General features: G+C 63.7%; 13 protein-coding genes. All 13 read right to left on the bottom strand.

Going from position 1 to position 15,533, the window contains the following annotated elements; all coding sequences use genetic code 11:
* Nucleotides 1-27 precede the first annotated feature (27 nt).
* The 13 genes from lpxC to ftsL all read right to left on the bottom strand — a co-directional run bounded on the left by lpxC (nucleotide 28) and on the right by ftsL (nucleotide 15,530).
* Nucleotides 28-942, bottom strand: coding sequence for a UDP-3-O-acyl-N-acetylglucosamine deacetylase (gene lpxC / locus HDE77_RS03995; RefSeq protein WP_184415864.1), 915 nt, complete (start codon nucleotides 940-942; stop codon nucleotides 28-30).
* Between the two features lie 484 nt (nucleotides 943-1,426).
* Nucleotides 1,427-2,614, bottom strand: a complete 1,188-nt coding sequence (gene ftsZ, locus HDE77_RS04000; RefSeq protein WP_184415865.1) for a cell division protein FtsZ — start codon at nucleotides 2,612-2,614, stop codon at nucleotides 1,427-1,429.
* Nucleotides 2,615-2,746: 132 nt separating this feature from the next.
* A complete protein-coding gene (gene ftsA / locus HDE77_RS04005) occupies nucleotides 2,747-3,979 on the bottom strand; it encodes a cell division protein FtsA (protein WP_184415866.1) in 1,233 nt (410 codons plus the stop codon).
* Complete coding sequence (locus HDE77_RS04010; RefSeq protein WP_184415867.1) at nucleotides 3,976-4,713, bottom strand: cell division protein FtsQ/DivIB; 738 nt, start codon at nucleotides 4,711-4,713, stop codon at nucleotides 3,976-3,978. Before HDE77_RS04010 ends, ftsA begins: the two co-directional genes overlap by 4 nt.
* On the bottom strand, nucleotides 4,710-5,651 hold the full coding sequence (locus HDE77_RS04015; protein WP_184416022.1) for a D-alanine--D-alanine ligase: 942 nt from the start codon (nucleotides 5,649-5,651) through the stop codon (nucleotides 4,710-4,712). The genes HDE77_RS04010 and HDE77_RS04015 overlap by 4 nt, the downstream gene beginning before the upstream one ends.
* Before the next feature lie 20 nt (nucleotides 5,652-5,671).
* A complete protein-coding gene (gene murC / locus HDE77_RS04020; RefSeq protein WP_184415868.1) occupies nucleotides 5,672-7,111 on the bottom strand; it encodes a UDP-N-acetylmuramate--L-alanine ligase in 1,440 nt (479 codons plus the stop codon).
* On the bottom strand, nucleotides 7,108-8,181 hold the full coding sequence (gene murG / locus HDE77_RS04025) for an undecaprenyldiphospho-muramoylpentapeptide beta-N-acetylglucosaminyltransferase (RefSeq protein ID WP_184415869.1): 1,074 nt from the start codon (nucleotides 8,179-8,181) through the stop codon (nucleotides 7,108-7,110). Before murG ends, murC begins: the two co-directional genes overlap by 4 nt.
* The gene (gene ftsW / locus HDE77_RS04030) at nucleotides 8,178-9,416 is read right to left on the bottom strand and encodes a putative lipid II flippase FtsW (RefSeq protein WP_184415870.1); all 1,239 of its coding nucleotides are present in this window, start codon (nucleotides 9,414-9,416) and stop codon (nucleotides 8,178-8,180) included. Before ftsW ends, murG begins: the two co-directional genes overlap by 4 nt.
* Nucleotides 9,416-10,516, bottom strand: coding sequence for a phospho-N-acetylmuramoyl-pentapeptide-transferase (gene mraY, locus HDE77_RS04035; protein ID WP_184415871.1), 1,101 nt, complete (start codon nucleotides 10,514-10,516; stop codon nucleotides 9,416-9,418). Before mraY ends, ftsW begins: the two co-directional genes overlap by 1 nt.
* On the bottom strand, nucleotides 10,506-11,951 hold the full coding sequence (murF, locus tag HDE77_RS04040) for a UDP-N-acetylmuramoyl-tripeptide--D-alanyl-D-alanine ligase (RefSeq protein ID WP_184415872.1): 1,446 nt from the start codon (nucleotides 11,949-11,951) through the stop codon (nucleotides 10,506-10,508). Before murF ends, mraY begins: the two co-directional genes overlap by 11 nt.
* Nucleotides 11,948-13,453, bottom strand: a complete 1,506-nt coding sequence (locus HDE77_RS04045) for a UDP-N-acetylmuramoyl-L-alanyl-D-glutamate--2,6-diaminopimelate ligase (protein ID WP_184415873.1) — start codon at nucleotides 13,451-13,453, stop codon at nucleotides 11,948-11,950. Before HDE77_RS04045 ends, murF begins: the two co-directional genes overlap by 4 nt.
* A complete protein-coding gene (locus HDE77_RS04050; RefSeq protein ID WP_184415874.1) occupies nucleotides 13,450-15,270 on the bottom strand; it encodes a penicillin-binding protein 2 in 1,821 nt (606 codons plus the stop codon). The genes HDE77_RS04045 and HDE77_RS04050 overlap by 4 nt, the downstream gene beginning before the upstream one ends.
* Entirely contained in the window at nucleotides 15,267-15,530 is a 264-nt protein-coding gene (ftsL, locus tag HDE77_RS04055) for a cell division protein FtsL (protein WP_184416023.1), read from the bottom strand. The genes HDE77_RS04050 and ftsL overlap by 4 nt, the downstream gene beginning before the upstream one ends.
* Nucleotides 15,531-15,533: the final 3 nt, after the last annotated feature.

Raw genomic sequence — 15,533 nt, forward strand, 5'->3', positions numbered from 1 at the left:
GGAGCAACCGACGGGCGGCAGGCGGAATCAGATCGCCTGTGCAGGGTGCGCGTAGGAGATCGGCGAGGTGGCCGGATCGTCCTGATAGCTGACCTCTTCCCACGCCGTGGCGTCGGCCATCAACGTGCGCAGCAACTTGTTGTTGAGCTCATGGCCGGATTTGTGTGCGTGGTAGGCGCCAATCAGGCTGTGGCCAAGCAGGTACAGATCGCCGATCGCGTCGAGAATCTTGTGTTTGACGAACTCGTCCTCGTAGCGCAGGCCGTCTTCGTTCAATACGCGGTAGTCATCCAACACCACGGCGTTGTCCATCGAGCCGCCCAGCGCCAGGTTCTGCTCGCGCATCGCCTCGATGTCACGCATGAAGCCGAAGGTGCGTGCGCGACTCACTTCCTTGACGAAGGAGGTGGTGGAGAAATCGATTTCCGCACGGGAGGTACGTTTGCTGATGATCGGGTGATTGAAGTCGATCGAGAAGCCGACCTTGAAGCCCTCGAACGGATCGAAGCTGGCCCACTTGTCGCCGTCCTGCACTTTCACCGACTTCTTGATGCGGATGAAGCGCTTCGCCACATTCTGTTCTTCGATACCGGCCGATTGCAGCAGGAACACGAAGGGCCCGGCGCTGCCATCCATGATCGGCACTTCCGGCGCTGACAGGTCGACGTAGGCATTGTCGATGCCCAGGCCAGCCATTGCCGACAGCAGATGCTCGACCGTGGAAACGCGGGCGGCACCATTGACCAGCGTGGTCGACAGTCGAGTGTCGCCGACGTTGTCCTGGCGGGCGCGAATGTCCACCGGCGGATTGAGATCCGTGCGGCGAAAGATGATGCCGGTGTTCGGCGCTGCCGGACGTAGCGTCATGTACACCTTGTCGCCGGTGTGCAAGCCGACACCGGTGGCTCGGATGATATTTTTAAGCGTACGCTGCTTGATCATTTTTGTTGGTACCTGTGGAGGTAGCAGCCAATCAGGAGCGGATGCTAACACAGTTTTAACCTGTGGCAATAGCAAACCGTACCGTACAGTATGATTGGACCTTCATGTTTCTTTCATCCTTGAGATGGAGGACATTCGGACCCTGCTCCCCGACCAAGCATCTGCGCATCGACGCGACGTCCGTGCCTGGGACGGGAATCCGGCACGAACATCGGACCGGCCATAGCGGGCAAACCCGCCTGGCTGTGGTCTTGCGCCATCCAGGCGCATCGTCTCGTCGCTACTCGCATGAGCACCTGACTGGCCGTTGCCTATCAACACATTCCGTCGCTAAAGAAAGCCGACCGAAACTGAATTGGTCAAGCCGCGGACGGAACGGCCGCAACTGACACGATGGTTGACTGACAAGCCCAACGGGCGTTTGTTCAATTTTTTTGCATCTCCTTAACGTTAATTTGCGCTATTCAGGTTGAGTCGACCCGCTTCAGTCGGCCTGACGACGCAGAAACGCTGGAATATCCAGGTAGTCGAAGCCCGGCTCAGCACCCTTTCCGGGAGCCACGGCGGCCTCTGCACGGTTAGTGCTGCTGATGGTCATCTCCGGTTGCGCGTAGTCCACTACTTCATTGCCGGTACCGGTACGCAGCACCACGGGCCGCGGGCGCATCTGCACCTGCTGGGTCTCGACCATGCGGATCGACTGGCGCGAAGCCACGGCACGGTTGAGGCCGGTGGCCACCACGGTGACACGCACGTCGTCCTTCATTTCCGGGTCAAGCGAGGTGCCGATCACCACGGTGGCGTCTTCGCTGGCGAAGTCATGGATGATCCGGCCGATCTCGTCGAACTCGCGCATGGTCAGGTTCGGACCGGCCGTGACGTTGACCAGGATGCCGCAGGCGCCGTTGAGATTGACGTCTTCCAGCAGCGGGTTCTTGATCGCCGCCTCGGCAGCCGCCTGTGCGCGGTCGTCGCCACGAGCCGTACCCGAGCCCATCATCGCCAAGCCCATTTCTGACATCACGGTGCGCACGTCGGCAAAGTCGACATTGATCAGGCCCGGGGCGGTGATCAGGTCGGCAATGCCCTGCACGGCGCCCTGCAACACGTCATTGGCGGCCTTGAACGCATTCAGCAGGGTGACTTCGCGGCCGAGCACGCTGAGCAGCTTCTCGTTTGGCACGGTGATCAAGGAGTCGACATGCTGCGACAAGTCCTCGATACCCTTCAGGGCGACCTGCATGCGCCGGCGACCCTCGAACGGGAACGGCTTGGTGACCACCGCCACGGTGAGGATGCCCTTTTCCTTGGCCAGCTGTGCCACCACCGGCGCCGCGCCGGTACCGGTACCACCGCCCATGCCGGCGGTGATGAACACCATGTCGGCCCCTTCGAGCATGGCCTCGATGCGCTCACGGTCTTCCAGTGCGGCCTGACGGCCGACCTCGGGGTTGGCGCCGGCACCGAGACCCTTGGTCACGTTGCCGCCCAGCTGCAAGTGGGTGCGCGAGCTGCAGCTGGTCATTGCTTGCGCGTCGGTGTTGGCGACGATGAATTCGACGCCTTCGATATTGGCATTCAGCATGTGCGCCACGGCATTGCCGCCACCACCGCCTACGCCAATCACTTTGATCACTGCATTGGGTGCTAGTTTTTCAATCAGTTCAAACATTTCCCGTCCTCCGTAGAGTTGTTGTCGTTGTAACCATGGAACGCGACACCTGCCGGTCCACGGTGGTGGGCAAACATCCTTTCGCCCTTGGTGGCGCTCCCTGCACCACCAAAAAAAATCAATGTGCCGCTGTCAGAAATTCCTGGTAATCCAGCCACGCAACTTGCCAACCAGCCCGCCGACGTTGCCGCCGACCGGCCCACTGCCGCGCATGCCGCCCGCGCGCATGCCGTGCAGCAGCAGGCCCACCCCGGTGGAGTGCAGCGGGCTGGAGACGACTTCGCCGAGGCCGCTGATCTGCTGCGGCACGCCAATGCGCACCATCTTGTGGAAGATCTCCTCGGCCAGCTCCAGCGCGCCTTCCATCTTCGAGGCGCCGCCCGTCAGCACCACTCCGGCAGCCACCAAACTCTCGTAGCCGGAGCGGCGCAGCTGGTCCTGCACCATCTCGAAGATTTCCTCGTAGCGCGCCTGCACACTCTGTGCGAGCGACTGCCGCGCGAGACGGCGCGGCGGACGATCGCCGACGCTGGGGACCTGAATAGTCTCCTCGGCATGCGCCAGCCCTGTCTGCGCACAGGCGTACTTGATCTTGATTTCCTCCGCATGCGCGGTCGGCGTGTGCACGCCATAGGCGATATCGCTGGTGACCTGATCGCCGCCGACCGGCAGCGAGGCGGTATAGCGGATCGAGCCCTGGGTATAGATCGCGATGTCGGTAGTGCCGGCGCCGATGTCGACCAGGCACACGCCGAGCTCGCGCTCGTCGTCGGTCAGCACGGCCTTCGCACTGGCCAAGGCTGACGGCACCAGTTCGTCCACCGACAGTCCGCAACGCTGGATGCACTTGCTGATGTTCTGCACCGCGGCGGCCGCACCGGTAACCAGATGAACGTTTGCCTCGAGCCGCACGCCGCTCATGCCCACCGGTGAGCGGATACCGTCCTGGCCGTCGATGCGGTATTCCTGCGACTCCTTGTAGAGCACCTTGCGGTCAGCCGGGATCGCCACCGCGCTGGCCGCTTCCAGCACTTGCTCCAGGTCAGCCGCGGTCACTTCACGGTCGCGGATCGCTGCGTTGCCGTGTGAGTTGCGGGTTTCCAGATGGCTGCCGGAGATCGATGCGTACACTGACCTAATGTCGCAGCCGGCCATAAGCTCGGCTTCTTCCACCGCGCGCTGGATCGAGTGCACGGTCGATTCGATGTCGACCACCGAGCCGCGTTTCATGCCGCGGGAGACATGCGTACCGATGCCGATCACCGTGATCGGCTCGCCTGGCTCGTACTCGCCGACGATCGCCACCACTTTCGAGGTGCCGATATCAAGACCGACTACCAGTTGTTTGTCGTTGCGCGGTTTCATGTGCGGGGCGAGCCTCCAGCGTGGGTAGCGACCGGCAACTGCGGCCAGCGCACGGCAAATCCATTGGTGTAGCGAAGATCGGCGTAGGTGAAGCCGTCGGTATGACCGGCCATCAACTGCGGGTAGACATTGAGGAAACGGTGCAACCGTCGGCCAGCCTGATCGCGATCGCCGATCACGATCTGCGCGCCGCTGGCGGTCGTGACGCTCCAGCTGCCGCGCTCGGTCAGCGCAACGCCGGTGATCAGCAGATGGGTGCCGGCGAACGCCTTCAGCGTGTCCGCATAGAAGCTCACCACTTCGGCCAGCCGCGCATCCGGCCCACGCAGATCCGGCAATGCATCGGTGTCGGTCGCACCCGGCGCGTCGAACACCAGGCCTTGCCGGCTGATCAGCTGTTTGTCGTTCCAGCGCGCGAACGGCTGACGTTCGTAGATGCGCAGCAGCAAGGTATCCGGCCAGCGCTTGCGTGCCTCCACCGACTCCACCCACGGCAAGGCAGCGACGGCTTTCTGCACCGAGTCGAGATCCAGTGCGAAGAAGCCCTTGCCGAGGCGCGGCAACACCACGGCGCGGATTTCGGGCGCACTCACATGCTTGAACTCCGCCTGCACGGTCAGCTCGGTCACCGGCCAGCGATTGGCCGCAAACCATCCGCGCAGCACGCCGACGATCGGCAGCGCGATCAGCGCAATGGCCAAACACCAGGCAACGAAGCGAACGGCTCCTCTCATGCGCCCCCCCGGAAACTGGTTTCGAGCACGCGCCAGCACAGTTCCTGGTAATCGACGCCCGCAGCCGCAGCCGCCTTCGGCACCAGCGAGTGCGAGGTCATGCCCGGCGCAGTGTTCACTTCCAGCAGCCAGTTGCGACCGGCGGCATCGCGCATCACATCGACCCTACCCCAGCCGGCACAGCCGAGGGCATCGAACGCATCCAGTGACAGCGCGCGTATGTCACTTTCAGCCGCGCCGTCGAGGCCGGGGCAGATGTATTGAGTGTCTTCGGCGATGTACTTCGCGTTGTAGTCGTAGAACGCCGCCTTCGGCACGATATGGATGCTCGGCAACACCTCGCGACCGAGAATCGCGACGGTCAGCTCGTCGCCCTCGATCAGTGTCTCCATCAGCAGGTCGCCCGGATATTTCACCGCGAGCTTGACTGCCTCATCCAGATCGCTTTCCGCAAACACGCGGGTCACACCGACGCTGGAACCTTCGGAAGCGGGCTTCACGATCAGCGGGAAACCAATCTGGCGCGCCGCCGCATGCACATCCGCACCGCGCGGCAATGCGGCGAATTTCGGTGTCGGCAATCCGAGCGACTGCCACACCCGCTTGGAGCGCGTCTTGTCCATCGACAGCGCGGAGCCGAGCACGCCTGAACCCGTATACGGTACGTTGAGCGACTCCAGCGCTCCCTGCAGCACACCATCCTCACCACCGCCATGCTGGCCGTGCAGGATGTTGAACACGCGGGCGAAGTGACCGGCGCGCAGTGCGTCCAGTAGAGCAGGAATTCCGTCGATCGCATGCGCATCGATACCCCGCGCCTGCAGCGCGGCCAGCACGTTGCGGCCGGAATCGAGCGACACTTCGCGCTCGGCCGAGCTACCGCCCATCACCACGGCGACGCGGCCGAACTGGGCGGGATCGGTGATCCTGCTGCTGATCTTGTTGACGTTGTCGCTGTTCACTTGCCTGTCCTCAGATGGCCGGCCTGCGCCAGCTCAAGCGCCGCCGTGCCGATGTCGCCGGCACCCAGCAACAACAGCAGATCGCCGTCATGCAACAGGGTCGGCAAGGTGTCTTTCAATTCACGCGGATGCTCGATCAGTACCGGGTCGACCTTGCCGCGCGCACGTACGGCGCGCGCCAGCGCGCGGCCATCGGCACCGGCAATAGGCGCCTCACCCGCCGGATAGACGTCCGTCAGCACCAGCACGTCGGCCTCGGCCAGCACGTTCGCGAAGTCATCCAGCAGATCGCGCGTGCGGCTGTAGCGATGTGGCTGGAAACCAACCACCAGGCGGCGATCCGGCCAGCCACCGCGCGCCGCGGCGAACACCGCGGCGAGCTCGCGCGGATGATGGCCATAGTCGTCGATCAGCAACACACTGCCTTGATCAAGCATGATGTCGCCGCGTCGGTGGAAGCGCCGGCCGACGCCCTGGAAGTGCTCCAGTGCATGCGCGATCGCGCGTGCCTCGACACCCAGCTGCCAGCCGATCGCGGCAGCGGCCAAAGCGTTCAGCACGTTGTGCCGGCCTGGCAGATTGAGCTTGACTGGCAGCGGTTCGTCGCGACCCGGCAACAGCAGGTTGAAATGCATTTCGAAGCCGTGCTGGGTCAGATCCACCGCGCGCACGTCGGCGTCCGGGGTATCGATGCCGTACGTCATCACGCGGCGCGGGGTGGACTTCGCCAACTCGGCAACTTCCGGATCGTCCACACACAACACGGCCAGTCCATAGAACGGCAGCCGATGCAGGAAATCGGCAAACGCCTTCTTCACCTGCGCGAAGTCGCCGCCATAGTTTTCAAGATGATCGACGTCGATATTGGTGACCGCAGCGATCACTGGCGACAACATCAGGAACGAACCATCCGATTCGTCAGCTTCCGCCACCAGATACTGGCCCGTGCCCAGCCGTGCATTCGCGCCAGCCGCATTCAGCTGACCACCGATCACGAACGTCGGGTCATAGCCAGCCTCGGCCAGCACGCTGGCGGTGAGACTGGTGGTGGTGGTCTTGCCGTGGGTACCGGCAATGGCGACGCCGCGGCGGAAACGCATCAGCTCGCCGAGCATCTCCGCCCGCGGTATCACCGGGATGCGCGCGGCACGCGCCGTCACCAGCTCGGGGTTATCCTGTTTGATCGCGCTCGAGGTGACCACCACGTCGGCATCGCCCACATGTTCGGCGGCATGACCGACATGCACGGTGATGCCCAGCTGCTGAAGCCGCTGAGCCGTCGACGAATTCGCGCGGTCCGAACCGGATACCGCGTATCCCAGATTGTGCAGCACCTCGGCGATGCCGCTCATGCCGACACCACCAATACCGATGAAGTGCACCCGACGAAACGTGCTCATCAGATCTTCGTGCGCATGCAGGCGACGGGGCGTCATGCGGCGACCTCCATGCAGGCGCGCGCGATGACTTGGGCCGCGTCGGGCTTGGCCAGGGTGCGGGCCGCAACGGCCATCGCGATCATCCGCGGGCGATCCTGCAACAGCGATGTCAGCCGCTGCGCCAATTGCTGTACGTCCAGATCACGCTCCTGAATCAACTCGGCGGCGCCGACCGCCACCAGTACTTCGCCGTTGCGTGTTTGGTGGTCGTCCACCGCGTGCGGAAATGGCACCAGCAGCGCGCCGAGTCCCGCGGCCGTGAGTTCGGCCAGAGTCAGCGCGCCGGCACGGCACACGGCTAGATCGGCCCAACCGTAGCTGGCCGCCATGTCGTCGATGAACGGCACTACTTGTGCCTCGACGCCGGCATTCGCATAGGCCTCGCGTGCCTCGTCGAGACCGCGGCTGCCCGCTTGATGCAACACCTCTGGACGCTCGGACGCCGTCAATTGCGACAACGCCTGCGGCAACACCTGGTTCAAGGCGCGCGCGCCAAGGCTCCCGCCGAGCACCAACAGCCGCGGCTTGCCACTGCGGCCAGCCATGCGCTGCGTCGGTATCGGCAGCGCCGCAATCGCGCCGCGCACCGGATTGCCGACCCATTCGGCCTGCGGCAGCGCATCGGCAAAACCGGCCAGCACGCGTTTGGCGATCGTGGCCAGCTTGCGATTGGTGAAACCGGCCACGCGATTCTGTTCATGCACCAGCAATGGCCGCCGCAGCAACCATGCGGCGAGACCACCGGGACCCGCCACGTAGCCGCCCATCGACAGCACGCTGCGCGGCTTGATCCTGCGCAATACCAGCAGCGACGCACACAACGCCCGCAGCAGCATCAGCGGCGCCAGCAAGCGTGTCTTCAAACCTTTGCCGCGCAGGCCGCCGACTGCCACGGTGTGCAGCTCGAGCTGATGTGCCGGCACCACGCGAGTCTCCATGCCACCCACGGCTCCCAGCCAAACCACCGGCACGCCTTGGGCACGCAGACACTCGGCAACAGCCAAGCCGGGAAAGATGTGGCCGCCGGTGCCGCCGGCCATGATCAGGACGGGTGCTGATGCGTTCATGCGGCCACCGCCTCACGCGGCTTGAGCGCGATACCTGCATCGGCCGCGACCACGGCCGCTGGCAGGCGCCTGGTGACTTCACGCGCATCCAGCGCGCGGTTGATCTCGAAGGTGGCCCGCAGCAGCACGCCTGCCATCGCGCAAGTCAGCACCATCGACGAACCGCCGTAGCTGATGAGCGGCAGGGTCAGTCCCTTGGTCGGCAATGCACCCAGATTCACGCCCACCGAAACGATCGCCTGCATCGCCAGCATCAGCGAGATACCGAACGCGACGTAGCCGGCGAAGCGCTGGCCGATCTCGACGCCTTTCAAGCCAAGATACAGACCGCGACCTACCGCCAGCGCGAACAAGCCCATCACCAGCACTACGCCGGCCAGCCCGAGCTCCTCGCCGATCACTGCAAAGATGAAGTCGGTGTGCGCCTCCGGCAGATAGGACAGCTTCAGCACGCTCGAGCCGAGCCCCACGCCGGTCCATTCACCGCGACCGATCGCCATCAGCGACTGGGTCAGCTGGAAGCCGTCATCGAACGGGTGATCCCACGGATGCAGGAAAGTGGTCAACCGCTTCATGCGATAGCTCTCGCCAGTCGCTGCGATGTACAGCAGGGGCATCAGCGGCAAGCCCATGATGAACAGGAAAATCGGCCGCGCGCCGCCGAGCCAGACCATGGCGATGGTCACCGCGATAACCAGCGTGGCTGAGCCGAAGTCAGGTTGCGCCAACAGCATCAGCACGATGATGCCGGCAACCATGATCGGTTTGATCAGGCCGAGGAAACGCGTTTCCACACTTTCGCGATGGCGCACCAGATAGCTGGCGATGTATGTCACCAGGATCAGCTTCACCGCTTCGACCGGCTGAAAGCTGGTCACCAGCAGATTCAGCCAGCGCCGCGCACCATTGATCCGCATGCCGAAGTGCGGAATGAACACTGCCAGCAGCATCGCAAATGCGAGCAGCATCAGATGGAACGCATACTTTTCGAACAGCTTGAGTTCGGTGCGCATCGCGAAGGCGGTCGCAACAAGGCCGAGGCTCAGAAAAACAAGATGATGAATCAGGAAGTAGAACGCACCCTTGTGCTCGCTGTCAGCGACCGCGATCGAACTGGAGGCGACCATCACCACGCCCACGCTGGCCAGTCCGATCAGCGCGACCAGCAACGGCAGATCGAAGCTGCCGCGCGGGCCTTGTCGACGTGTTGCCTGGTTGCTGTCGAAGTCGAACATCAGCGCACCTTCAACGTGGCAAGACCGACCAGCACCAGCACGACGCTGATGATCCAGAAACGCACGATCACGCGGGGCTCGGGCCAGCCCTTCAATTCGAAATGGTGATGGATCGGCGCCATGCGGAAGATGCGTTTGCCGGTGAGCTTGAAGCTCGCCACCTGCAACATCACCGAGACGGTTTCCATCACGAACACGCCGCCCATCACCAGCAACACGATTTCCTGACGCACGATCACGGCGACGCAACCGAGTGCCGCGCCCATCGCCAGCGCGCCGACGTCACCCATGAACACCTGCGCCGGATACGTGTTGAACCACAGGAAGCCGAGCCCCGAGCCCGCCAGCGCACCGCAGAAGATCGCCAGCTCGCCCGCGCCCGGGATCGAGGGAATGCCGAGGTATTCGGAAAACACCTTGTTGCCGGCCAGATACGCGAACATGCCAAGCGCTCCGGAAACCAGCACGGTCGGCATGATGGCCAAACCGTCCAGACCGTCGGTGAGGTTCACCGCATTGGAGAACCCGACGATCATGAAGTAGGTCACCACCACGAAGAACAGACCCATCGGCAGCACGACGTGCTTGAACAGCGGCACGTACAACGCGGTCTCGGCTACCGGCAGAGTGCCGATCGCATGTGGCGCGCTGTAGTAAAGGAAAAGGGCTGCGCCGAGACCGAACACCGATTGCCAGAAATACTTCCAGCGGCTGGCCAGCCCACGGCTGTCCTTCAGTACCAATTTGCGGTAGTCGTCGTAAAAGCCGATCGCCCCATACGCGAGCATCACCGCCAGCACGACCCATACGTAGCGGTTCTGCAGGTCGGCCCACAGCAAGGTGGCGATAGTGACCGAGAGCAGGATCATCACGCCGCCCATGGTCGGCGTGCCAGCCTTGACCAGATGCGTCTGCGGGCCATCACTGCGTACCACCTGGCCGGCCTTGAGTGCGCTCAGTTTGCGGATCAGCGCGGGGCCCAGCAGCAATGACACTGCCAGCGCCGTGAGCGCCGCCATGATGGTACGGAAGGTGATGTACTGGAACAGATGCAGCGCGGTGAAATGCCGTGCCATCCAGTCGGCCAATTCAAGCAGCATGAGAAGTGCCCTCCCCTGGCTTGTGGTCCTTCAATGCGCCTTCTGGTTTTGATTTGGCCTGTTTCAATGCAGCCTGCTTCAATTCAGCAACTACCTGTTCCATGCCCGCTGAATGCGAGCCCTTGATCAGACATGTCACGCCGGTGTGCAGGCGTGACTGCAAGGCAGCGATCAGTGCAGCCTTGTCCTCGAAATGTTCACCTTGTGCGCCGAATGCCTCGACCGCAGCGGCGCTCAACGGACCGACGGCGAACAGGCGCTCGATGCCATGCTGCTGCGCATGCGCGCCGACAGCGGCGTGCAGCGAGCGCGCATCCGCACCCAGTTCCGCCATGTCGCCCAGCACCAGCCAGCGCTCGCCGGAAGCCAACGCCAACGTGTCGATCGCGGCCGCCATCGAACTGGGGTTGGCGTTGTAGCTGTCGTCGATGAGCGTCCAGCCGCCCGCCATGGCCTCGCGCTTGAGCCGACCCTCGACGGCGCGCGCCTGCTGCAGTCCCGTGACAATCGTCGCCAGCGGCACATCCAGCGCCAGCGCAATCGCCGCAGCTGCCAGCGCATTGGCCACGTTGTGCCGCCCCGACAACGGTAGCGCCACTTCGGCATCGCCTACCGGCGTGCTCAGCACGAAACGCGATCCATCCACACGCTGCTCGATGATGTCAGCGCCCACATCCGCCTTGTGATCCAGGCCGAAGCTCAGCACGCGGCGCGAACCGGCCAGTCCACCAAAGAATCGGGCGAACGCGTCGTCCGCATTGATGATCGCCACGCCGTCCGCTGGCAACGCCTGATACAGCGCGCCTTTGGTTTCGGCGACGCCTTCCACGCTACCCATCCGCTCAAGATGCGCTGGCGCGATGATATTGACGAGGCCAATATCGGGCCGCGCGATGGCAGCGAGATAGCTGATGTCGCCGGGCTTGCCGGCACCCATTTCCAGGACCGCGTATTCGGTGTTCGCAGGCATCGCCAGCAAGGTCAGCGGCAAGCCGATCTCGTTGTTGTAGCTGCCGGTGTTGACGTGGGTGCGGCCATGCAGCGACAAGATGGAGGCCGTCAGCGTTTTCACTGTGGTCTTGCCGTTGGAACCAGTGATGCCGATCACCCGCGCATTGTGTTGAGCACGCGCGGCGCTGGCCAGGTCGCCCAGCGCCAGCTCGACGTCGTCAACCAGCACCTGCGGCAACTTGCTGTCGATCTTGCGTGAGACCAGTGCGGCCGAAGCGCCACGCGCCTCCGCCTGGGCAAGAAAGTCATGGCCGTCCACATGCTCGCCCTTGAACGCCACGAACAGGTCTCCCGGCTGGAGCTTGCGCGTATCGATCGCGACGCCGGTCACCTCAACGTCCGCGCCGGAGGCCTCGGCCCCGACGCAGTCGGCGCGAAGTAGCCGACCGTGTGTCCACATGGCGATGGCGCTTAACCGCATCATGCGCGTGGCTCCCACGTCATCTGCTCAAGCGCCGCGTGCGCTACTGCCAGATCATCAAACGGTCGCTTGCCGGCAGCACCTTCTTGATAGGTTTCGTGGCCCTTGCCGGCGATCAGCACGACGTCGCCTGACTGTGCGAGTTTCAACGCATGACCGATCGCCACCGCGCGATCACGCTCCACGGCCATCGACCGCGCCGCACCCATGCCGGCGACGATCTGCGCCACGATGACATCGCCGTCTTCACCGCGCGGGTTATCGTCGGTCACGATCGCGATATCCGCCATCCGCGCCGCGATCTCGCCCATCACCGGGCGCTTGCCTGCGTCGCGTTCGCCGCCGCAGCCAAACACGCAGATCAGGCGACCGGCGCAATGCGCGCGCAACGCAGTCAGTGTCTGTTCCAGCGCATCCGGCGTGTGGGCGTAGTCGACCACGACCAGTGGCAGGTGATGCTGGCCACCAAGCCGACTCATGCGGCCATTGACCGGCTGCAAAATCTTGACCGCAGCCACGATGCGCTCAAACGATTCACCCAGCGCGCCAAGGCAAGCCACTACCGTAAGCAGGTTTGCAACATTGAAACGGCCAAGCAGATGACTGCTCAACGCATGCGTGCCCCACGGTGTGCGCAGCTGGAAAGCGAGACCTTCGGCCGAGGTAATGATGGCGCTGGCCGCAATCTCTGCATCGGGATCGTCCGACATACTGAGCCGCAGGGGCTTCACGCCAGCGGGCAATCGCGACGCAAGTTCACGACCGAACGCATCGTCGATATTGATCACGGCGGCCTGCAGGCCCGGCCATGCGAACAGCTTCGCCTTGGCCGCACCATAGGCTTCCATGCTGCCGTGATAGTCCAGATGATCGCGGGTGAGATTGGTGAATGCCGCCAGCTCGAAGTCCACCGCCGCGACACGACCCTGCTCCAGCGCGTGCGACGAAACTTCCATCGCCACATGAGTGGCGCCGGCATCGCGAAAACCCGCCAGCAGTCCCTGCACACTGATCGCATCGGGCGTGGTGCGCTCGCCTTCGCGCAATTGTCCGTGCAGGCCTGCGCCGAGCGTACCGATGGTGGCCGCGCGATGACCCAGGAAGGTCAGCGCTTGCGCCAGCAACTGCACGCAAGATGTCTTGCCGTTGGTGCCGGTGATGCCGATCACACGCATCGATTCGGCGGGACGATCGTAGAAACGCGCCGCGATTTCGCCGACCTGCGCATGCAGGTCGTCGATCCACAGCAACGGCACATTCAACGGTTCCGTCTCGACGGCAGGCGCTTCGGCCAGCACTACTTGCGCGCCACGCTGTACCGCGTTCGCGGCAAATTCGATGCCATGTCCATGCAAACCGCGCAAGGCGAAAAATGCATCGCCACGACGCACCTGGCGCGAATCGAGCGTCAGCCCAGACACCACGATGCGGTTCGCACCGGGCGTTTCGGCGACCTGCGCATCGGCGATCCCCAGCAGCAATTGATCGAGGTGGCCGATGCTCATGGCGTCGCCTCGTCGGCTGGTGCTTCTTCGATATTCGGCGCGACCGGTGCCTGGTTACCCGTCAGCCCGTTCTGACCCTGCAGCGGACCGCCGGCATACCAGCGACCGATGTTGTCTGGTGGTATATCGAGCAGGCGCAGCGCGCCGGCCATCACTTTGGCAAACACGGGGCCCGAGACCAAGCCACCGTAGTAACTGCCTTTGCGCGGATTGTCGACCACCACCGCTGCCGCCAGTCGTGGATTCGTCGCCGGCACCATGCCCGCAAAAGCGGCGCCGTAGTTGTCCTTCGAGTAACCACCCGCAGCAGCCTTGTGTGCCGTGCCGGTCTTGCCGGCGACGATGTAGTTGGCGATCCACGCGTACGGCGCTGCCGTGCCACCGGGCTGGGTGGTGGTTTCGAGCATGCCGATCAGTTCAGTGGCGATCTGCGGCGCAACGATGGTCTTCGGGTCGTTGTCGGCACCCTTGACGAAGGTCGGCGGATGCATGACGCCGCCATCGGCGATCGTGTTGTAGGCATTGGCCAGCTGCAGCACGGTCACGTTCAAGCCGTATCCGTAGCCAAGAATGGCTTTGTCGCGCAGACCCCAGCGGCTTCCTGGCCTGAGCAGGCCGGACGCTTCACCGGGAAAGCCGCTGTTGGTGCTGGTGCCGAAACCGAACGCGCGGTAGGTGTCGTACATCAACGTGGTATCGAGGTCCGACGCGATGTGCGCGGCACCCACGTTGCTGGACTTCATGATCACGCCCGTCGGTGTCAGCACGCCCCAGTCATGCGTGTCATGGATATCGTGACCGAGATAAAACCAATGGCCGCCGGTCGTATTGATCAGCGGGCTGGTCGGGGTGAATTTTCCGCTGGATAGCGCGGCGGCCATCAGGATCGGCTTGATCGTCGAGCCGGGTTCGAGCACGTCGGTCATCGCGCGATTGCGGCGGCCCGCCGGCGGCGTGTCGCCCACAGCGTTCGGGTTGTAGGTCGGCAGGTTGACCATCGCCAGCACTTCGCCGGTCTGCACGTCGAGGATCACCATCGAGCCGGAATCGGCTTGCGATTTTTCGATCGCGGCCTTTAGCTCGCTATAGGCGAGAAACTGTACGCGCCGATCGATGCTCAGCGTGATATCGCGCCCGGGCTGCGGCGCACGGATCTGCTCGACATCCTCGACCACATGTCCCTTGCCATCGCGGATGACCTGCTTGGAGCCGGGCTTGCCGGAAAGCCAGTCGTCGTACGCCAGCTCCAGCCCTTCCTGGCCGTGATCGTCGATATTGGTGAAACCAAGCACGTGCGCAGTCACTTCGCCCGATGGGTAATAGCGCTTGAATTCGCGCTGGCCATCGATGCCCGGAATACCCAGGTCCAGCACCGCCTGCGCCGCTTCCGGCCGCATCTGCCGGCGCAGATAGACAAACTCGCGATTGGAGCGCTGCTCCAGCCGGCTCTCGAGTTCGGCCGCATCCACACCCAGCGCCTTGGCCAGATCCGGGATGCGATCGGCGTTCTCGAGGACTTCGGACGGATTGGCCCAGATCGACATCACCGGCGTCGACACCGCCAGCGGCTCGCCATTGCGATCGAAAATGGTGCCGCGCGATACCGGGATCGGCATCTGGCGCAGGAAGCGCTCGTCACCCTGCTGCTGGTAGAACTGCTTGCGCACGATCTGCAGATCGAACGCGCGTGCCATCAGCCCGAGCGATGCCAGCCCCAGCAGACTCACCACCACCACCATGCGCCTGCGTGCGCTGGGGCCGCCGCCGTGACGACGACTTTGCCGGTGGGGGGCTGTAATGTGCTCGCGCCAGCTCATTGGCTCAACAACCGAATGTCTTGCGGAGTTGGCTCGAGCATGCCGAGTCGCTGGCGAGCCTCGTCATCGATGTGACGCGGCTCGGCATACGTCGCCTGTTCCAGCTCGAGCTTGCCGTATTCGATGTTCAGATCGTCGCGCTGGTTTTGCAGAGCCGTCAGACTGACGAACAGCACACGGCTCTCGTGACGCGTCCACACCACGCCGAGCGCGCTGGCCAGTACCGCGGCCAGCATCATCAGCATGAACAGGGCGCCGATCAC

Source organism: Rhodanobacter sp. MP7CTX1, assembly GCF_014205795.1.
In the GTDB taxonomy this organism is placed as follows: domain Bacteria; phylum Pseudomonadota; class Gammaproteobacteria; order Xanthomonadales; family Rhodanobacteraceae; genus Rhodanobacter.